Origin of the sequence: Peribacillus sp. B-H-3 (assembly GCF_048572925.1) — a bacterium.
Taxonomy (GTDB): domain Bacteria; phylum Bacillota; class Bacilli; order Bacillales; family DSM-1321; genus Peribacillus.
In genome coordinates this window covers 2,748,637-2,768,461 of the sequence record NZ_CP183879.1, presented here as the reverse complement: position 1 = coordinate 2,768,461, position 19,825 = coordinate 2,748,637, and the positions used below count along the sequence as shown (strand labels likewise).

The window sequence follows — 19,825 nt, the reverse complement described above, 5'->3', positions numbered from 1 at the left end:
CGTTATATGTCAGAAAATTTACAAAAGTATTTCTATTCCTTATAATGTAAATTTTCTGGTACATAAAATTTAAAAAGAAAGGAGAGATGCTCATTGATTGAATTTTCAGGGGTGAATAAGTTTTTCGGCAATTTTCATGTCTTAAAAGATATTAACCTTAAAATATCTAAAGGAGAAGTAGTTGTCGTCATCGGACCATCCGGTTCCGGAAAAAGCACTATGCTCCGCTGCATAAACCGTTTAGAAAGCATATCAGATGGTGTTCTGACTGTAAATGGCATATCTGTTGCTGATCAAAAGTCAGATATCAATAAACTCCGCCGTAACATAGGGATGGTCTTTCAGCACTTCCACCTATATCCGCATAAAACCGTACTTGAAAATATCACAATAGCACCCATGAAGGTTTTAGGGCAGTCAGAAAAGGAAGCAAGAGAAACTGCGCAAAAATATCTTAAGAAAGTAGGAATTTTGGAAAAGGCAGATTCCTATCCTTCTCAGCTTTCCGGGGGCCAGCAGCAGCGTGTCGCCATAGCCAGGGGACTGGCCATGAATCCGGAGATTATGCTGTTTGACGAACCTACATCAGCACTGGATCCAGAAAGCATTGGAGAAGTGCTGGATGTTATGAAAACATTAGCCAATGAAGGTATGACAATGGTTGTAGTTACGCACGAAATGGGTTTTGCAAAGGAAGTTGCTGACCGAATCGTATTTATGGATCATGGACAGATTTTAGAAATGGCGGCTCCGGATCAATTTTTTGAAAGTCCCCGTGAACAAAGGGCAAAGCTATTTTTAAGCCGTATTTTAAATCATTAAACAGGAGGTAATAGTATGATCAATCCTAAAAAAATATTTAAACTGGCTCTGATATCAATGATGGCTGTACTAATTTTGGCAGGCTGCGGAGGGGAAAAAACATCAGGGGATGGAAAAGGCAAAGATGTGCTTGCTCAGATCAAAGATCGAGGCAAAATCATTGTTGGAGTAAAGAATGATACACGTCTATTCGGATTAAAGAACCCGAGCACAGGCAAGGTTGAAGGTTTTGACATTGATATTGCAAAAGCGCTTGCCAAAGAAATTCTTGGTGATGAAAATAAAGTGCAATTTAAGGAAGTAACCTCAAAAACGAGGATGCCCCTTCTTCAAAATGGCGATATTGATGCCATTATAGCTACGATGACCATCACTGATGAACGAAAAAAAGAAGTGGATTTTACCGATGTTTATTTTGATGCAGGACAGTCATTGCTTGTAAAAAAAGGGAGCAAGATTACAGGAATCCAAGATTTGAAAAAAGGGACAAAGGTTTTAGCAGTAAAAGGCTCTACTTCGGCAATCAATATCAGGGAAAAGGCTCCTGATACAACCGTCCTTGAATTTGAGAACTATTCTGAAGCCTTTGCCGCATTAAAGTCAAAACAAGGTGATGCTTTGACTACTGATGATGCTATTCTCTATGGAATGGTAGATGAAGATCCTTCCTACGAACTTGTAGGGGGCACATTTACAAAAGAACCTTATGGAATTGCCGTGAAAAAAGGAAACAAAAAGCTAGTGGATGAACTTAATAAAGCACTAAAAAAATTAAAGGATTCCGGAAAATATCAGGAAATACATGATAAATGGATAAAAAATTAACTGATCTGCTTTGATTGCTGCCTAACAGGAGGGGTTGCCCTCCTGTTAGTGCAAGAGGAGAGGATTTACTTGAATTTCAGCTTGTTGACAAATAATCTTGATATGTTTCTGGAAGGATTTAAAAACACTGTCTATGCAAGTCTTATCGCACTTGCAGCCAGCCTCCTTTTAGGTACCGTCCTTGCGGTCATGAGGATTGCTCCATTCAAGCCACTAAATTGGCTTGGAACCATCTACGTTGAATTTATCCGGAACATTCCGCTGCTTGTTATTACGATTTTTATCTTTCTTGTTTTTAAACTTAGCGGACTATATGCAGGAATATTAGGATTGACCATTTACACAGCATCCTTTGTGGCAGAAGCCATCAGGGCTGGCATCATGTCAGTGCCTCAGGGCCAAATGGAAGCTGCCCGCTCATCTGGCCTTTCTTATGGCCAGGCAATGCGGATCATCATTTTGCCTCAAGCATTCAAAATTGTGATTCCTCCACTAGGAAACCAGTTTATTAACCTTGTGAAGAACACTTCCATCATTTCCTTGGTTGCAGGAGCAGATTTAATGTATCAGGGTGATTTGATTTCATCCCGCACCTTCGTTGTGTTTGATGTGTATATCTTTGTTGCCATGTTTTATTTAATCCTAACTATTCCTTTGAGCCTTGGTGTGGGGTATTTGGAAAAACGCCTGGCTAGAAGCAATTGAAGGGAGGAGCCTATTGGACTTTCTAGGAGCTTATACACCGGATCATTTGAAATTTTTGCTGCAGGGTTTTGGAGTTACTCTTGAAGCAGCTTTCATTTCTATAGCATTAAGCTTTATTTTCGGAGCACTTATTGGGATAGGAAGATACGCAAAAATTCCATTTTTCTCCCGCCTTCTTGGCGTACTGGTAGAAATCATCCGGAACCTGCCGCTGCTTCTTATCATTTTTTTCACATACTTTGCTCTTCCAGAGGTAAATATTAAACTTGAAATCCTGCCGGCTGCAATTGTCGCTCTCACTATTTTTGAATCAGCCATGCTTTCGGAAATCATCCGCAGCGGATTGAATTCCATTGATAAAGGACAAATAGAAGCAGCTCGTTCTTCCGGCCTGAATTATGTCCAGACATTATGGCACATCATACTACCTCAGGCACTAAAAAGAATGATACCGCCAATTGTTAGCCAGTTTATTTCTCTTTTAAAAGATACTTCACTTGCAGTCAGCATCTCCCTGCCAGAGCTCCTGCATAATGGGCAGATCATTTATAGCCAAAAGATGTCATATCTTGGTCCCATTTTCATACTGATTGCCTTCATGTATTTTATAGTGAATTTCGCCCTATCCCGGATTGCTTATAGATTGGAATCCAAACGAGTATAGGAGGGAGAAGGACTGCCTGAGAAACCATGAACAATGATATGTAAAAGTCTTGCCAGTAACAGGCAAGGCTTTTATTATGTGCCTTCTAGTGGTGAATCTTAAAAAAATGTCCTTTTTCTATTTTTTAAAAGAATGGTTATAAAACAATGCAGGTTTCTGTACTTGCAGATTGGTTAATACGCCCAAATACAGGGGGAAAAGCGTATAAGAGAAAATCTATAGCCTTAAGAAAAGATGGAACTCAGAGAAGTCCTGTGAAGTCTTGCGCTGGGGAAATTCACAGACAAGTTTACAGAGCCAATATTAAATAAGTATGATATGGTATATATTACTGCGCCAAAAAGATATTAAAGATAATTGGGTGTACAAACATCTAAGAAGTCAGGTGTACAATAATAATGGAGTGATTATATGAGTAAAGCAAAAAGTAAAGGCGGAACGGGCAGAGGTACTGGCAAGAAAGGGTGGAACCGCTGGAAATCCAAGGCCAATAAAGCTAAAAGCGCTAAGCCGTATACAAGCAAAAATGTTAAAAACCAGGCTGGCAAGCCTGCCGGCAATAATAATGATGATAAGACCGAATGAATCATTAATATGACAAAAAAGACCAGAGCTGCCAAAAGGCAGTTCTTTTTTCTCAAAACAACTTCATAAAAATGCAGGCTCTGTTGTCACCCGTAAATATTTTTTTAACTTCCTTCAAAGTTATGATGACAAATTGTTTATAAACTCTAACTTTTCCGTCAGAAGCAGCTGCACGCCTAATCAAGTGGTTAAAAATCGTTAAAATCCCTACTTCCTTCAGTAAATTCTGCACCGAACAGGCTTAATACTGAATAAATTATTAAAGGAGGGAGATCCCAATGGAAAAAGAAGATATAAACAATGAAAATCGATGTCATACCGAAAATTTAAATATAAAAACCTTCAATCGGAATGGCGGGGAAGATGCAGTAACCGATGGATATGGAGATTATGTGGAGCAGCTGTTTTCAGCAGACGCTTAATTCAAAGTGCAAAAGCACATTTTACTTGCTATACAAAAGGATCGATTATTTCGATCTTTTTGTATAGCAAGTTTAAATAAAACCCCCTTATTCCCAGCTTGCTTCCCGCTTTCCCCGGGAGTTTTGCAATCACGGCTTACAGACCACTTAGTTTAAAAACAATCTCTAAAAACAAACAAAGGAAATATATTAATAATAAAATGCATTACATACATGAGATTTTATATGATAACTTGCTGCACGCAGCAGGGTGCAGTGCTGCATCCCCGAGATATTTATTTTAAAGAAACAAAGAGGATTTTTAACTGCTGGCGTATACAGCAATCCATCTGCCAAACAAACCTTTAGATAAACCGATGTATTATTTCACAAAAGAGGAACTAATCTTATGTTTGCCGAATTATTAATAGAAATAGTTTTTAAAAGGAAGATTTACCTGCTGGAATTTTGAAAGTTATAGCTTTGGCGCACGTCTGATTATATAATCAGCCTCATAATGTTTAACTACAGGAGAAACTTTGTAAAGGTGGGTTTTTCATGAAAACTGTTATGGTCCGTCCAAAACTGAAACTTAAGAAAAGCAGTTTAGAAACAGTACTAAATATAGTCTCTGTCATATCAATAATGGCTTTAGCTGTTTATATTGTGTTGATTTGGAATGAGATTCCGCATACCATTCCTATTCATTTTAATGCAAACGGTGATCCTGATAATCATGAATCAAAAAATGTAATCTGGGTTTTTATAGCACTGAATATTGTAATATGGTCAGGCTTTTCACTACTGGAGAGATTTCCTCATAAATATCATTATTCCTTTCTTACAGAAGATAACACTGAAAAACAATATAAAAATGCCAGGTGCATGCTAAATTGTCTTAAAGCTGAGATCGTCTTGTTTTTTTCTTATGAATCCTGGGAATTCATCCAATTTCCATTAGGGAAATTAGAGAGATTGAGTTCAGGAAGTGTTCTGCTTGCTGTTTTAATTGTTTTCTTAACATTGATTTTTTTTATTGTCCGCTCATTTAAATTGAAATAGTGGATCCAGCTAGAGAAAAAGGCAATGGAATACGCATATATCCCACTGCCTTTTCTTTAGCTATTTTCATTGCTCCCGTTTTTTTCAGTCCATTGCTTTATACCATCATCCTCATCAAATTCTACAATCACATCAGCAACGCCTTTTTCTTGGCGGATGGCTTCTTCAAGCCGGTCCTTAATAACATCCGCTTTAGCAACTGTAATCAGTGGGTCTACCTCGATTTCCACCTCAACATGCAGGGTTTCGCCTTCTTTTATAACCGAAATATCCTGAATATCCTTTACATCTGGATCGCTTATTATCATATCACCTATCTTTTGCTTCATTTCTTCGTCAGATTCTCCAAGAACACCGGCTGCATTATCCAAAAATACTCTGCCCACAACAATGAACATCATGAGCCCGATTATTACCGAAGCAATCCCTTCTGCCTGGTGAAAGGGGGTAAAATGGGATAACAGGATGGCGGCAATTGCTAAAAGGCCACCTAGCGTAGCAACTGTATCTTCCATGAAAACAAGCTTTGTAGCGGGTTTTGCTCTTTTTAATGAACCTATGCTTTTGATTAATAACATCACGCCTTTTTCCTGGATGCCTGTCTCATGTGCTATTTCCCTGGCTGCTTTGAATAATACAAAGCTTTCCAGAATGACACTTAACAGCAAAACAGATAGGTTAATCAGGAGACCGGTGGATTTAGTGGGGTGAATAATATGATGAAAGCCTTCCTTGATTGTTTCAAATGACATGATTCCTACAATTAAGACGGCACCGAGTAAAACTAAATTTACCAAACGGCCAAATCCATTGGGAAATCGGGGAGTAGGGGCCTTTTTGCTTAGGGCTGAACCAATAAATACAAAAAGCTGATTTGCAGCGTCACCTAAACTATGCAGTGTTTCAGCAAACATGGCTACATTTCCCGTAAATGCATAAGCAACCCCTTTAATTATGGCAATGACGGCATTCACTATGGCTGCCAAAAATGCTGATTTGTTTCCTTGTTTCAATAAAACAAACAATTCCTTCATTAAATCATTCCTTCCATATACTTATTCATTTAAGAGTGCTATAAAATTAACTACAAGTAAAGCAATAAAACTCTTTTGAAAGCGCAGCTTAGTATAAATTTAAAAAACAAAGGCCCTTCTTCGCTAAATAATAATATTTGAAGAAGGGCACTATTATTATTTTCCTTTTTCCAAGATACAATCAGATAATTTTACAACTTTAGTTTTTCTTAAGAATTTATAACCTAGCCACAAAACAATAAAAATCGGTAAACTAACATATGAAACCAATATTCCCCGCCAGTCTATTGCTCCGCCAGTAAAGGCAGAATAATTTTGGCCAATTATGATAATAGCACAGAGGGTGAAAGCAAAAAGAGGGCCAAAAGGAAACCATTTTGCTTTGTACGGAAGCTCATCCATACTCTTCTTTTGAATGACAAAGGCCCGTCTGAATCTATAATGGCTAAGGGCTATGCCAAGCCAAGCTATGAACCCTGATAAACCAGCGGCATTAAGGAGCCAAGTATATACCTCACCGTCACCGAAGAGGGATGATAAAAATGCCAGGCAGCCTACTAGAGATGTCAATATTAGGGCATTTACAGGAATTCCTTTAGAATTGACCTTTCCTAGAGCTTTAGGAGCGTGTCCTTCTTTAGCCATATTCCAAAGCATTCTTGCCGCTGCATACATTCCAGAATTACCAGCAGAAAGGATGGCTGTAAGAATGATTGAATTCATTACAGAGGTTGCAAAAGCAAAACCCACTTTTTCAAAAACCAATGTAAATGGACTGACAGTAACATCATCAGATGCAGCCAGCTCAGGCGTTGTATAGGGGATAATTAAGCCGATTACAGTAATTGTTAAGATATAAAATAAAAGGATTCTCCAAAACACTTGTTTTACTGCTTTTGGTACATGTTTTTCAGGATTCTTGCTCTCGCCAGCCGTTACTCCTAATAATTCAGTTCCCTGAAAAGAAAAGCCAGCTGCCATGAATATTCCAAGTACTGAGAAGAAACCTCCATGTATCGGGGCATCAGCAACAGTGAAATTTTTAACTCCAATACTGTCTCCGCCCATGATTCCTGCAATCATTAAGATCCCAGTTATAATAAAAATGATGACGGTGATTACTTTTATAAGAGCAAACCAGTATTCTGATTCTCCAAAGCTTTTAACAGAAAGGATATTAATAAAAAATAATATAGCTAAACAAATGGCACTCCATAATATAGTTGGAATATCAGGAAACCAGTATTTCATGACCAATCCTACAGCCGATAATTCTGCTGCGATAGTCACTGCCCAGCTATACCAATAATTCCAGCCCATTGCAAAACCAAGGGACTCATCCACAAATTTAGATGAATACACGCTGAATGAACCTGCAATCGGCATATAAGCAGCCATTTCAGCAAGGCTGGTCATTAGGAAAAAGACCATGATGCCAACTAGACCATATGCTATCAAAGCACCACCGGGGCCAGCTGTATGAATTGCATTCCCGCTGGCGAGAAACAAGCCTGTTCCTATCGTTCCCCCAAGTGAAATCATGGTAATATGCCTTGCCTGCAGTTTCCTTTTCAGTCCATCTTTTGGTTTATTATTTGTGGAAGCTGCTGTAATTACTTTTTTGTCAGATTTTGCACGGGCTGATTTTTTTGCCGGATGCGCTTGTTCCATGTTGACACCTCAATTAGTCAGGATAAGGCTCTGTTAACGGTCCATGATGATTTTAATCTATTTTTGATGAAGTACCTCAAAAGGTAATCAGCAGACAAGATTAACAGAGCCAAAAATATACTATATTGCAATATAACTGTTTAAAATGTTTATTACCGTTTTTAAAATATGATAAACCAATCTGCACTTGATTTTTATTGGCAATAAACTAAGATAGACTTTCTTTTTATTTAAAAAATAGTTATTGAAGGAAAAGACAAAAACTATTACAATTATTTACAAATGTTCTTTCCCATCCTTTAGCTGGTATGAAAAGCTGCTGCTGATGGTTTATTTTTCATGGCCGTTTCTCAGTGGCCACTCATATATTTTTATAATTATGTTAGAATGAAGGTATGTAAAAATTAAAATTCCGGAAGGATAAGAGATTTATGAAGAAAATTCTTAAGGAAAAAGAGCCAGTTGGAATGCTGATATCACAAACTAGCCGTAATCTTCTGCGATTCCTGGCATTACAATTAAAAGAATACGAAGTTACTCCTGAACAATGGTCAGTACTGAAAAGTCTCGAAATTAATGATGGAGTTACTCAAAAGGAATTATCGCAAAAAACAGACAAAGACCAAGCCACACTAACCAGAATCCTGGATATCCTGGAAAGAAAACTCCTTATCGAGAGAAGGCCGAATAAAGAAGACAGACGTTCCTTTCTCATTCACATTACTGAAGCTGGAAAAAAACTGAAAGAACATTTGTATCCTTTTATAGAGGGCTTATATGGAAAGCAGCTGCTCAATGGGATTTCAGAGGAGGATTTAACTTGCTTCAGCAGGTCCTAATTCAAATTAACGAAAATACAAAAAAAGTCTTTGCCGCCGATAAAGAGTAACATATCCGTGGATCATAATGTTAAACCCGCATTCGGATGCAGAATTGATTAATTGTCTTCTGTACATTTGCGGAGATTAAAATGTCCTGCTTAAGCCTCTAAGACCTTCATAATATTTGCAGCCTGAATAGGGTTATTCAGGCTTTTTTCCATTTCCCCCAATTATCTAAAAGACTGCAACATTCAGTAGTATTTCAGTTTAGTAACAGTAAAATGACAATTATTAAGTAAAAATGATAACCCGCATAATTTTCAGACCTGGTTCGAAACGTTTATTAGAATACATATAAGGGTAAAAAAACATAATCAGCATTTTTACCGATAATAGTTTTATTATTAAGGAGGCCCAAGACATATGCCCACCATTGATATTGATCAGTTACTGGAAGAAACAGCAGAAATCGCGAGTGAAGATATCGAACTTGGCGGACATTTAATTGATATAGACCGTTTGCTGGAATATACTGATGATTGGTAAAAAGCATGGCATATAAAGCTCATGCTTTTTTTCTTTTTTGCTTTGTTAAAAATCTGCAATTTGCTGATTGAAATAGTTCGCTTAGCTCCTGGGTTTGATAATGGATAAGGTTATTAGCAACCATTAATTGTTAAAGGAAATAATATCAGAGAAATACATACTAATCTTCACTTGCTTTCGAAGCATAATCTGCTCACTCTAGGTTTAAATACATTCTTGAATTCTTGAAATCAATAGCCACAGTGATGAAGGGGGAAATCAGCTGAACCTTTTGTAACTTCGGATGAGCTAAACTAATGACTGAAGGGAAGGGGGGAGAGAATTAAACGAAGCGAACTTATTCGCCACTTTACTCTGTACTGATACAGCTACTAACTACAAGAAATTCGCTAAATAAAGGGTTTAAACCACGAGCATGCTAGTGACCGTAAAAAACAATACGCCGGTTCAATGGTGTTTAGACGGAGTATTTCCAAATTTATTTAGTGTTGTTTCAATTCCTTGACAATAGAAAAATGGAAAGCAATTTAATCAAGAAAACCGTACCGACTGTGAAACAAGCTAAAAGTTTTTCTTCATCTAGATGAAGTGTAAAAACTTCATAAACTCGATTTGATTTAAACATAAATGCCAAGTTGAGGCGAATTTAACTTATCAGAGGCAGGTAGGTGTCACCATACCATTTTACTATCAATCAAACTTTTCCTTTAACATAGCCAATTAAAAAAAGACCACCTGTTTGATGGTCCCGCTAAGCAGGTTGCTATTCTGACATCAGCACACATGATAATTTCTCGTATTTAAATAAAATTAACTTAGGCGCAAGCTGAACCTCTTTGGTTTTTTTGTATCCCAATTTCTCGTAAAAATAATGATTACGAAAACTTAAATAAGGGGTATACAAAGTCCATAATCTAACATTCGGAAATTTTTCTTCCAGAAACAGAATAGCGGCAGTACCAGCACCATTATTTTGATTGAAAGGAGAAATAAAGACTTTATCTAAGTGCATACGCTCATTATTACCCCTTACATCAATTGCACCGATAACTGTTTCTCCGTCTAGAATTGTAAAGTGATGATATTTTTTAATATTTTGAGCTAACTTTTCAAATGATTCACAAGCTGGATTAGTTTCAAAGTCCTCGTATTTTTCCAAGTCCTCTTGAAAGGAGGCTTTTTGAATTGGAAGTAAAATATCTATATCTTCCATTGTTGTTTTTCTGAATACAAACGACATATTATATCCTCCTAAATCCCTATCTTCCACTGCTAATATAGGTAATTTTTTGTTATTCTTCAATATAACCTCCAAAAACAATAAACTTTACGAAAACAGCCTCTGCAAAAGTAAAAGGGAGTTTCCGAGAAGAAACCCCCTTTTACTTTTGACTATTAATCCTCTCCTTTAATAACGCCTAGCACAGCAAACATGCCCACAAATCCTATGATAAGCAAACCTTTGATTATCCATAAAAGTGTTTCATCCATTCCTGAATCCTCCCTGATATGTAAAGATATAGATTTTGTAATCCGTTTACTTGCATTTTAATTCTGTTGATTGGAGAGTAACCGTACAATTTTATCTGGGACACAGCTCTCAAATTTCCATACGTTCAGCAAAACATTGCAAGGGATTATCTTTCGCCTGTTGAGGAAATTTTACATTCCTAAAAATTATAACATATTTTTCATTTATTAAAAAATTAAAAAAAATATGATTTTCAAGTTAAATAAAAGGGCTGTTTCGTAAACACTGTTGCATAAGGAACAAGGTGGTTGATCTCCGCTACAGGATGCTCTCTCTCCGCGGGGCGGGCGGTCACCTTACGCTACAATCACCCTGAATTAACAATTTTGAGAAAAGAGCCAATAAAAAAGAGGCTTCAAAAGAGGCCTCATATAAGCTATTACAACTTTAAAGCTTTTTTAGTTGCAGGGCCTGCAATACCATCTGCTTTCAATCCATTTGCAATTTGAAATTTTTTCACAGCACTTACAGTGTTAGCACCATATATCCCATCGATGCCTTTCGTGCTGTAACCCAGAGAGGATAGCCTGCTTTGAAGAGATTTCACCTCAGGTCCCTTGCTTCCTTTCTTTAAAACAGTGCCTGAAGGAGAAGGTACAGAAGAATCACTTACTTTATAGCCGTTTATCCGGGCAATCTCATTAAACGTTTTGCCAGTTGCTGCAATGATGACAGGAGTATTAATTTTCACTTTTGAAAAGAGCCATTGCACTTCGTTATTATACATTCTTATGCAGCCGGCACTCACATATTTTCCTATTGAACCAGGATTATTATTGCCATGAATGGCGTATGTGGTTCCCCATGTTCCTCTTGCGTTCAGTCCGAGCCATCTGTTGCCTAATGGGTTTCTGGGATCTCCTCCCGGTATATGTCCAGTGTAGTACGGACGATTGACAATCTTGTTCACAATTTTGAACTTGCCTTCTGGTGTGTACGATGAAACTTTCCCAGTAGCTACTTTGAAGACCTTCGAGAGACGGCTATTTTCATAATAACCCAGCTGATTGTTCGCTTTATTAATGATAATCAATTGGCTTCCCTGCCCATATGCAGGCTGTACAAAAAAGAATATAAAGCATGCAGCTAATAATAAAAAAACTGTTTTTTTCATGAATCCCCATCCTTTTTAACCATTTTCACCAATTAATTCTATGCGGCACTGCCTGTCTATGATGACGGTAAGAAAATGGTTAAAATTAAAACCGCGGGGTTTTCATATTAAAATCGGGCTTTTGCAGGCTTCATTTCACTCCTGTCTTTTTCGAAGGATTAAAAGTAAATGGTTACTTTCTGCACTTTTCTGATCTGGTGTATTTTCTTGATTCCCTGGTGGGTACCGTATAAGGCGAGGCACCACAGAAACCAAGCTGCGAAGAGGAATGGCTTCTGTCCTACTGAAGCGTACTATTGCAGACTTAAGCAGAAAAAGGGGAAATCTCTTCAAACAGAGATTTCCCCTTTATTTATAGTAAAACATTTCCAGTTTATCATCTTGTGTATGTATCGCCAATAATATGTTCTTTATTTCAGCAGGATCAATTTTCTGTAAAAGCCAGTTCATATCTTTTCCGATCAACTTCAGCTCTTCTTCATTAATTTTGCCTTCCTTGATAACAGTTACCGGCATATAGAAGGGGGCAACCTGCATTTTAAACTGCTTTGAAGTCACTGGATCATGCTCCGTTTTTAAAAAACATGAAACACTGCCATTTTGTTCCCACAAGGCTAAAGCCACTTTTTGAGGGTCTGTTACTTTTTCCCCCCGCAAGCTTGCCAGTAAATAGTCTAAAGAAATTCTTGCCCTCCGTAAATTGCGGTAAATAATCCGGCCATCTTTTATTAGAGGGAAGGGTGGAGGGTCAATAATGTACCTCAGAGTTTTCCATTTTAAACTTAAAAAAGAAATTGCCGTATATAAAAAAACCAGCACAGACATGGAAATGCTTGAACCCTTTATACCCAATCTTGGATCCGAGAGCGGATGGGCAAGAATGTTGCCTATTATGAGAGCCATAATGAAATCCAGCAGCCCCATTTGTGAAATGGCCCTGCGTCCCATGCATTTTGCTGAAAGAATCAAAAAGAAAAAAGAATAGACTGCTCTTAATACCCACTCCGCTGATTCAAGAGTTCCTTGTCCCTTAAAGAAGTCCATTCCTTCACATCCTGTAATCAAATAATTTCTTTGCTATTTTTTACAGCGGGAGTGTTAATTATCCTGTTTTCAACATTTTATTGCACTTTATCTCACAAAGTCCATAAAGTATAGAAAGATAAAAGGAGGGGGCAGGAGAGTGTCCAGGCTAAATGTTGATGAAATCCTGCATCAGGGGATACATGGGAAAAAGGAGATAAAACCGGATGAAAAAAAGAAATTTCTTGGAACCTTCAGGGAGAGAGTGATCGTTGTATTAACACAGGCCCAGGTTAGGGAGACTAAGCTTTATGAAGAAGTGGCTGGATTCATGAATGAACATAAAGATGCAAAATTGCTTCTGAATGGCAAAGTAGATGTTTCTCATTTGAATAAATATATAACTCTTGCATCGAGATATCATATTCCTTATAAAATTGTTATAAATAAAGAGGGGGAGACAAATCTAGGGCTGGTCCTTGCGAAGGAATATGCCATAGACAAAGAAGATATCTATCTTACGAAGAAGAAAGTACAAAAGCCGGCCCGCACAAAAGTAAAATGGTACTTCAAGCTGTACCGGTTCCTAATCCGAAAGCAAAAAAAGAGGAAAGCGCCATAACTGGCACCATTCCTCTTTTAGCCGTTCAATAAAAAGTTATTTTTTTTCATTGGATAATAATGATGGCTGCTTGCGCAAATATGCCGCCCAATATACTACAGAGATTAAAACAGCTCCGCCAATTGCATTACCGATAAATACTGGTACAAAGTTAGAAAGGTAATCCATCCACGTGAACGAACCTGCAAAAATAGCAGCTGGGATGACAAACATATTTGCAACAACGTGCTGGAACCCAATAGCAACAAATCCCATGATAGGGAACCAAATTGCAAGAATCTTCCCGCCAATGCTTTCTGCACTGTAAGCCATCCACACCGCAAGGCCAACCAGCCAATTACAGCCGACAGCAGAGACTAAAGCCTGTACAAAAGTAGCATCTAATTTGCCTTGAGCTACAGCAACTGTTTTATGCAGGAACGGACCAGCCTCTGTTAATCCTACAACATGTCCAAAGAAATATGCTACAAAAATTGCTCCAATAAAATTAGCAATCGTAACCCAGAACCAGTTTCTGATTAAGCTGCCAACAGATATTTTCTTCGACAGCACAGCCATTGGCACGGCCATCATATTTCCGGTAAGCAATTCTCCGCCTGCAATGACAATTAAAATAAGTCCTAATGGAAAGACAGCAGCACCCAGGAAAGACCCAAAGGTACCCCATTCCTTTGGTATATCAGCGATGACCCTTATATCCAGTAAAAACCCCAAAGATATGAAGGCACCTCCCAAAAAACCTAAAAGAAGCATACTGCTGATTGGCAGAGCAGCCTTCTTAGCTCCTGTTTCTGCTGCAAATTCTGCAATCTGCACCGGTGTTCTAAATCCCATCCTGTTTCCTCCTCGTAATATTGCAATCTATGATGACCCTCATAGCCCCGCGCTTTTCTATAAAAGCAGCTTATTTTTCCCAACGGAAAAAGAGAGCTATGGAGCCTATTTAAGATAGAAGGGGGGCTTCTATCATTAAACCGTAAATCATCCAGCAAGGGGGTGTTTATATTTCTATGTAAAGGCAAATTAAGCCGATTTTTCAAAATAGTATTTATAATCTATATGTTTACATAAATGGCCCGCCTCTAAACCTATTTAGAGACGGGTTCTTTATTATTTGATACTTAGTTTAGTTTCCAACATACTTTTGACTGCATTTCTTTAATTCTTTAATTCTTTTCCCATGCCTCTTAAAAAGTGAATTCCAAATCCTAAGGTCCTATTAATATCTGGATCATTCATTACTTTCATAAGGTCGCGGATTTTAATTTTCTGATTGCTTTTCAGGAAATCACTGCCTGAATCCATGCCAGCGACGGCGCCTTTTACAAGCTTTGTGGCTGCTTCAGAATCAGCGCTCATCAGCGCGCCTGTAGCTCCCATCAGTGTATTGATCAAATTGGTTACCGGTTCACGGGTTATTTGTTCAAGTCCGATCTTGGCTATTTTTTCTTTAGCAGTAATCATTGAATGCGCAGCCTGCAGGACACCAATATCATTCAATTCACCAATAATCCCCATAATCTTATTCAAGGAATCATCATTTTCTGCAAGAAGTGCTGTCAAATCTTCAAGCTTTTGCTGCCTTTGTTCTTCTTTTGTCAATACAGTTTTTTTAATGTAAGTAATCGGCTCGGCCACTTCTCTTTACTCCTCTCAATAGTCAGTGAGTGAAACATATCCTTCACGATTCCATTTGCGCTGTACTTCAACACCATTTTGCGGGTTGCGTTTTTTATTGCGCGGGTTCGAAGCCGGAAGAGGGGTTTCGCCATCTGTACGGATAACTTCCATTCTAACCTTTGTCTGTTTATAGGCAGGAGTATGGGTACGCTGATCCATAGCTGGGCCTGTAAGGAAGTTGATTGCTGAATCTTTATCAGTTGAATTCATCGGAAGATAAATTTCATTATTTTTTACCCGGTCTGTTACTAATGCATTTAACTTCAAGGCGCCAAATGGAGATACCAGACGGACAAGAGATCCATCATTTATGCCGCGTTCTTTCGCCAGCTCAGGTGAGACCTCGATGAAGATTTCAGGCACTTTGGATTGAATACCTTTTGATTTATTAGTCATATTACCTTCGTGGAAATGCTCCAGCATTCTGCCATTATTGATATGCAGATCGTATTCTTCCGGGAATTCAGCAGGAAGTACCCAATCAGAAAGGGCGAAGCGAGCCTTTTTATCAGGAAAATTAAATCCATCCACATATAGAAGCGGAGTACTCTCGCCTTCGAAACTGCCCCAAAGGAAACTGTTCCATCCTTCCAGCACTTCATAATTAGCTCCAGAAAACAGCGGAGAAAGGCTTGCCATTTCATCATAAATATCACTAGGATGGCTGTAGTTCCAGCCAGCACCAAGACGGTTTGCTACCTGCTGTACAATCCACCAGTCAGGCCTAGAGTCACCAAGCGTTGGAAGGACTTGATATAGTCTTTGAACACGACGCTCTGTATTGGTAAATGTTCCATCTTTTTCTAATGATGGAGTTGCAGGCAGAATGACATCTGCATATTGAGCGGTTCTTGACAGGAAAATATCCTGAACGACAAAGAATTCAAGGCTTGATAAAATTTCATGAACGTGGTTTGCATTGGAATCCACAAGTGCCATGTCTTCACCAACAAGATACATAGCCTTCATTTTTCCTTCTCCAATAGCATGAAGCATTTGAATATTATCAAGGCCTGGTGTTCCATCGATTTTAACTCCATACGCATTTTCAAATTTAGCACGGGCAACATCATCTGTAATATGCTGATATCCTGGAAGCCATCCTGGAAGTGTACCCATATCACATGCGCCCTGTACATTGTTATGTCCGCGGAGAGGGTAGGCTCCGGCTCCCGGACGGCGATAATTTCCTGTTGCAAGAAGCAAGTTAGAAATAGCAGCAGAAGTATCTGATCCCCCAGTGTTTTGCGTGACACCCATTCCCCAAAGAATACATGTACCATCAGCATCGCGAATAGTTTCAGCTACTTTGATTAGGTTTGTCTTTGAAATTCCTGTAATTTTTTCTGCATATTCAAGCGTGTATTTTTCTAGAACCATTTTGAAATCTTCAAAGAAGTTAACATTTTCTTTGATGAATTCCTGATCGTGCCAGCCATTATCAATGATATATTTCGTAACAGCCATCAGCCAAACCTGGTCTGTGCCTTGTTTAGGACTAATGAAGATATCAGAACGCTCAGCCATTTCGTTTTTCCGGAGATCCGAAACAATAAGTTTTTGGCCATGGAGTTTATGCGCGCGTTTTACACGTGTCGCTAATACCGGGTGACCTTCCGCAGGGTTGGCTCCAACGATGATAACAAGACCTGCTTGTGCAATATCTTTTATCGTACCTGCATCACCGCCCATACCGACTGTGCGGAATAAACCGTCTGTAGCAGGGGACTGGCAATAACGTGAACAGTTATCAACATTGTTTGTCTGGAATACCTGGCGTGCCAGCTTCTGAATCACATAGTTTTCTTCATTAGTAATTTTAGATGAAGAAATGAACCCTACAGACCCGCTGCCATATTGAGTTTTGATATTACCCAGTTTATTCGCTACTAAATCAAGGGCTTCATCCCAGGTAGCTTCAACAAACTCACCATCTTTACGGATTAAAGGAGAGGTGATGCGCTGCTCAGAATTCACGAAATCCCAGCCGAATTTCCCTTTAACACATGTGGAAATAGCATTAACTGGCGCCTCATGAACAGGCTGCACTTTAAGAATTTTGCGGTCCTTCGTCCAGACTTCAAATGAACAGCCAACACCGCAGAATGTACAGACAGTTTTTGTTTTTTTGGTGCGTGTTTCACGCATAGCGGCCTCAACTTCAGAAACAGCAAAAATAGTCGTGTAATCCGGTTCAACTTCTTTAATTAAATCAATCATCGGAGAAAGCAATTCATCTTCAAGACCAGTCATAAAGCCTGCTTCGCCAAGCATTGATTTTTCCATTAAAGCGTTGCAAGGGCAAATAGTCACACACTGCCCGCAGCCGACACAAGAAGATTCATTGATTGGCACATTGTTGTCCCAAATAACCCGGGGACGGTCTGCTTCCCAGTCAATCGAGATTGTTTCGTTTACCTGCAGGCTTTGGCAGACTTCCACACATTGTCCGCAGGCAATACATTGATTTGCATCATAGCGATAGAAGGGATGTGACATATCTACAGCTTCTGTTGTTACTTTAGGTGTATAAGGATAAGCCTGGTGCGCAATACCCATCATTTCTGCAGTATTATGTAGCTTACAATTTCCATTGTTGTTATCGCAAACCGTGCAATATAGCAAGTGATTTTCTAAAATGCGGTCCATTGCTTCTGTACGGGCTGATACTGCACCATTTGAATGTAAATCAATGTTCATTCCATCCATTGCAATTGTCGAACATGAACGGGCAAGCTTTCCGTCAATCTCTACAATACATGTATCGCAGGTTTGAATCGGATCCACCTCGGGTACATAGCAAATCTGGGGATGTTCAATTTGATTTTCATTTAAAATCTGCAGTACGGTTTGACCCGAAGCTGCCGAAAAATGCTGATTATTAATTGTAACTGTAATAGTTTTTACAGCTGTTACTGTTTGTTCCATCCTGCAACCTTCCTTCTTGAAAATAGCTCTTTATCTTTACTGCTGATTTTAAAACGGCAGATGCTTTCACCCGACCTTGCAGGCTCTTGGTCTCCTGAGAGGTCTCCTGTAATCCGCACATTCCACTCGGTGAAAATCAACATGTAGCTATGACAGAGGCTAAAAATAAAAAACCACCATGATAAACAAACCTTTAGGATATAAAAATCCAAAGGAAACGTTTACATGGTGGAATAGTTCATTAGCAAACCCTACCAACGTACCAATCCATTATATAAATACAGTCTGATAGGCCCCCAACAAAATCATTATTGGAGATCCAACTTGGCCATTATACCTCTGAATTTTGAAACTGACAACAGAAAGTCTATAATTAATCAATAAAGCCATAACGCTTTTCATTTTCAGAAGTATGATTTATTATAGAAAATTGAAATAAGGCTATCATTCATTTTATGACAATGAACAGAAGGTGTAGTAGACTGTGTCTAAAAAGGTTCATGAATTTAACGATATTATTAGAAAGCTGCGCAAGGAACTATTCGGAAAAGGGCCAGAGCGCATCACAACCGTTTTTGCAGAAAATATGGTCATTTCTACTTTGTATGGAAACTTGACTCCAACCGAAAAATTCATTGCCAAAACGCCTGAAGGACGTGAAATGGTTCATTCAGCCAGAACAAAACTCATTCAGGATCTCTATAAGAATGAGACACCTAAAGGCATGAATGAATTAATGGAAGCGACTCTTGTGCATTTATTTTCTGATATCAAGGTGGAAGAAGACATAGGCGTAAGTGTTTTTGTTTTCGATAAAAATATTATGTAAATGGAGAGAAATGTCATGAAGCCTCTAGCAGCAAAAAGAGAAATCCTTCGTTTTTCAAATGGAGAAGCAGAATGGATAGAAGATCAAGTTGTAACCGAATACCCGGTTACACTAAAGATTAATGGGAAAGAATTTGTCACGATGGTTTGTACACCAGAATATATTGAAGATATGGCAATAGGCTACCTGGCATCAGAAGGAGTCATTAAAAAGTATTCTGACATTGAACAAATATGGGTTCAGGAAAAGGAGGGCTTTGTACATATTAAGACAAATGCTATCAATCCTTACTTTGAAAACTTCCAAAATAAGCGCTACATAACTTCATGCTGCGGCATGAGCAGACAAGGCTTTGTTTTTGTCAATGATGCCCTTACAGCAAAAAAAATGAATGAAATTAATGTTACCGTTTCCCCTGATGATTGTTTCCGCCTGATGAGAAACCTCCAGGATTCGGCTGAGATGTTCCAAAAAACGGGCGGTGTGCATAATGCCGCATTATCCGACCTGGAAGGAAATACAGTCAGCAGAATGGATATCGGCCGCCATAACGCCCTTGATAAAATATATGGATATTGTTTGAAAAATAACATTTCAATCCAGGATAAAATCCTAGTTTTCAGTGGAAGGATTTCATCGGAAATATTATTAAAAGTTGCTAAAATCGGCTGTGAAATTGTTGTATCTAAATCAGCTCCAACCGAACTTGCACTGCAAGCTGCTGAAGAACTAGGCATTACTGCCATCGGATTTGTCCGAAATGAATCCCTGAATGTCTACACTGGGCATGAACGGCTGCGGCTGGGATGACTTGGTCACAAGAAAATATTAATGCTGACCCGCTTACGTTAAATAGGCTGGTTTTATTTATCGCTTTGTCTTTGGGTGAAAAAGTTGCATTTTAAACATATCCATAATTAAACTAATTCTCCGGAATGGATTCAGTTCATAAATATGAAGCT

Annotated in this window: 20 protein-coding genes and 1 pseudogene; 13 read left to right on the top strand and 8 right to left on the bottom strand. The window is 38.6% G+C overall.

Translation table 11 applies throughout. The annotated features are described in order from the left end of the window. Positions 1–93 precede the first annotated feature (93 nt). The 7 genes from ACN6MY_RS13750 (at position 94) to ACN6MY_RS13720 (ending at position 5,064) form a co-directional block, all read left to right on the top strand. Positions 94–822 (top strand): amino acid ABC transporter ATP-binding protein, encoded by a 729-nt coding sequence (locus ACN6MY_RS13750; protein ID WP_419880700.1) that lies wholly within the window; start codon positions 94–96, stop codon positions 820–822. A gap of 15 nt (positions 823–837) precedes the next feature. Beyond that, the gene (locus ACN6MY_RS13745; protein WP_419880699.1) at positions 838–1,647 is read left to right on the top strand and encodes a transporter substrate-binding domain-containing protein; all 810 of its coding nucleotides are present in this window, start codon (positions 838–840) and stop codon (positions 1,645–1,647) included. Between the two features lie 102 nt (positions 1,648–1,749). After that, positions 1,750–2,352 (top strand): amino acid ABC transporter permease, encoded by a 603-nt coding sequence (locus ACN6MY_RS13740; RefSeq protein WP_071352568.1) that lies wholly within the window; start codon positions 1,750–1,752, stop codon positions 2,350–2,352. Between the two features lie 13 nt (positions 2,353–2,365). Beyond that, on the top strand, positions 2,366–3,016 hold the full coding sequence (locus tag ACN6MY_RS13735; protein ID WP_419880698.1) for an amino acid ABC transporter permease: 651 nt from the start codon (positions 2,366–2,368) through the stop codon (positions 3,014–3,016). Between the two features lie 411 nt (positions 3,017–3,427). Then, positions 3,428–3,601: a DUF3934 family protein gene (locus ACN6MY_RS13730; RefSeq protein ID WP_419880697.1), complete on the top strand. Its 174-nt coding sequence runs from the start codon at positions 3,428–3,430 to the stop codon at positions 3,599–3,601. Positions 3,602–3,879: 278 nt separating this feature from the next. Beyond that, positions 3,880–4,023: a hypothetical protein gene (locus ACN6MY_RS13725; protein ID WP_419880696.1), complete on the top strand. Its 144-nt coding sequence runs from the start codon at positions 3,880–3,882 to the stop codon at positions 4,021–4,023. A 537-nt stretch (positions 4,024–4,560) separates the two neighbouring features. Continuing rightward, complete coding sequence (locus ACN6MY_RS13720; RefSeq protein ID WP_419880695.1) at positions 4,561–5,064, top strand: DUF1648 domain-containing protein; 504 nt, start codon at positions 4,561–4,563, stop codon at positions 5,062–5,064. A 56-nt stretch (positions 5,065–5,120) separates the two neighbouring features. Here ACN6MY_RS13720 and ACN6MY_RS13715 read toward each other — a convergent pair whose 3' ends face one another. Both ACN6MY_RS13715 and ACN6MY_RS13710 read right to left on the bottom strand, forming a co-directional pair. Next, the gene (locus ACN6MY_RS13715) at positions 5,121–6,098 is read right to left on the bottom strand and encodes a cation diffusion facilitator family transporter (RefSeq protein ID WP_419880694.1); all 978 of its coding nucleotides are present in this window, start codon (positions 6,096–6,098) and stop codon (positions 5,121–5,123) included. Positions 6,099–6,254: 156 nt separating this feature from the next. Then, positions 6,255–7,769 carry an amino acid permease gene (locus ACN6MY_RS13710; RefSeq protein ID WP_419880693.1) on the bottom strand — a complete coding sequence of 505 codons (1,515 nt, stop codon included), beginning with the start codon at positions 7,767–7,769 and terminating at the stop codon, positions 6,255–6,257. 431 nt (positions 7,770–8,200) lie between these two features. On the opposite strand from ACN6MY_RS13710, the gene ACN6MY_RS13705 reads away from it, so the two are divergent. The 3 genes and pseudogenes from ACN6MY_RS13705 to ACN6MY_RS13695 all read left to right on the top strand — a co-directional run. Further along, positions 8,201–8,608, top strand: coding sequence for a MarR family winged helix-turn-helix transcriptional regulator (locus ACN6MY_RS13705; RefSeq protein ID WP_419880692.1), 408 nt, complete (start codon positions 8,201–8,203; stop codon positions 8,606–8,608). 405 nt (positions 8,609–9,013) lie between these two features. Further along, positions 9,014–9,136, top strand: coding sequence for a hypothetical protein (locus ACN6MY_RS13700; RefSeq protein ID WP_276205164.1), 123 nt, complete (start codon positions 9,014–9,016; stop codon positions 9,134–9,136). Between the two features lie 431 nt (positions 9,137–9,567). Then, positions 9,568–9,675 (top strand): annotated as a pseudogene (locus ACN6MY_RS13695) (IS1595 family transposase); the annotation flags it as partial. 224 nt (positions 9,676–9,899) lie between these two features. On the opposite strand, the gene ACN6MY_RS13690 reads toward ACN6MY_RS13695, so the two are convergent. The 3 genes from ACN6MY_RS13690 to ACN6MY_RS13680 form a co-directional block, all read right to left on the bottom strand. Then, complete coding sequence (locus tag ACN6MY_RS13690) at positions 9,900–10,439, bottom strand: GNAT family N-acetyltransferase (protein ID WP_419880691.1); 540 nt, start codon at positions 10,437–10,439, stop codon at positions 9,900–9,902. Positions 10,440–11,046: 607 nt separating this feature from the next. Next, positions 11,047–11,781, bottom strand: coding sequence for a L,D-transpeptidase family protein (locus tag ACN6MY_RS13685; protein WP_419880690.1), 735 nt, complete (start codon positions 11,779–11,781; stop codon positions 11,047–11,049). 348 nt (positions 11,782–12,129) lie between these two features. After that, the gene (locus ACN6MY_RS13680; protein ID WP_419880689.1) at positions 12,130–12,825 is read right to left on the bottom strand and encodes a DUF421 domain-containing protein; all 696 of its coding nucleotides are present in this window, start codon (positions 12,823–12,825) and stop codon (positions 12,130–12,132) included. 139 nt (positions 12,826–12,964) lie between these two features. On the opposite strand from ACN6MY_RS13680, the gene ACN6MY_RS13675 reads away from it, so the two are divergent. Then, the gene (locus ACN6MY_RS13675) at positions 12,965–13,426 is read left to right on the top strand and encodes a YueI family protein (protein WP_419880688.1); all 462 of its coding nucleotides are present in this window, start codon (positions 12,965–12,967) and stop codon (positions 13,424–13,426) included. Between the two features lie 36 nt (positions 13,427–13,462). On the opposite strand, the gene ACN6MY_RS13670 is transcribed toward ACN6MY_RS13675, so the two are convergent. The 3 genes from ACN6MY_RS13670 to fdhF form a co-directional block, all read right to left on the bottom strand. Beyond that, the gene (locus ACN6MY_RS13670; protein WP_419880687.1) at positions 13,463–14,260 is read right to left on the bottom strand and encodes a formate/nitrite transporter family protein; all 798 of its coding nucleotides are present in this window, start codon (positions 14,258–14,260) and stop codon (positions 13,463–13,465) included. Between the two features lie 324 nt (positions 14,261–14,584). After that, complete coding sequence (locus tag ACN6MY_RS13665; protein ID WP_419880686.1) at positions 14,585–15,064, bottom strand: DUF1641 domain-containing protein; 480 nt, start codon at positions 15,062–15,064, stop codon at positions 14,585–14,587. A gap of 15 nt (positions 15,065–15,079) precedes the next feature. After that, entirely contained in the window at positions 15,080–18,034 is a 2,955-nt protein-coding gene (fdhF, locus tag ACN6MY_RS13660; protein WP_419880685.1) for a formate dehydrogenase subunit alpha, read from the bottom strand. A 484-nt stretch (positions 18,035–18,518) separates the two neighbouring features. On the opposite strand from fdhF, the gene ACN6MY_RS13655 reads away from it, so the two are divergent. Both ACN6MY_RS13655 and fdhD read left to right on the top strand, forming a co-directional pair. After that, a complete protein-coding gene (locus ACN6MY_RS13655) occupies positions 18,519–18,863 on the top strand; it encodes a DUF2294 domain-containing protein (protein WP_419880684.1) in 345 nt (114 codons plus the stop codon). A gap of 15 nt (positions 18,864–18,878) precedes the next feature. Further along, entirely contained in the window at positions 18,879–19,673 is a 795-nt protein-coding gene (gene fdhD, locus ACN6MY_RS13650) for a formate dehydrogenase accessory sulfurtransferase FdhD (protein ID WP_419880683.1), read from the top strand. Positions 19,674–19,825 lie beyond the last annotated feature (152 nt).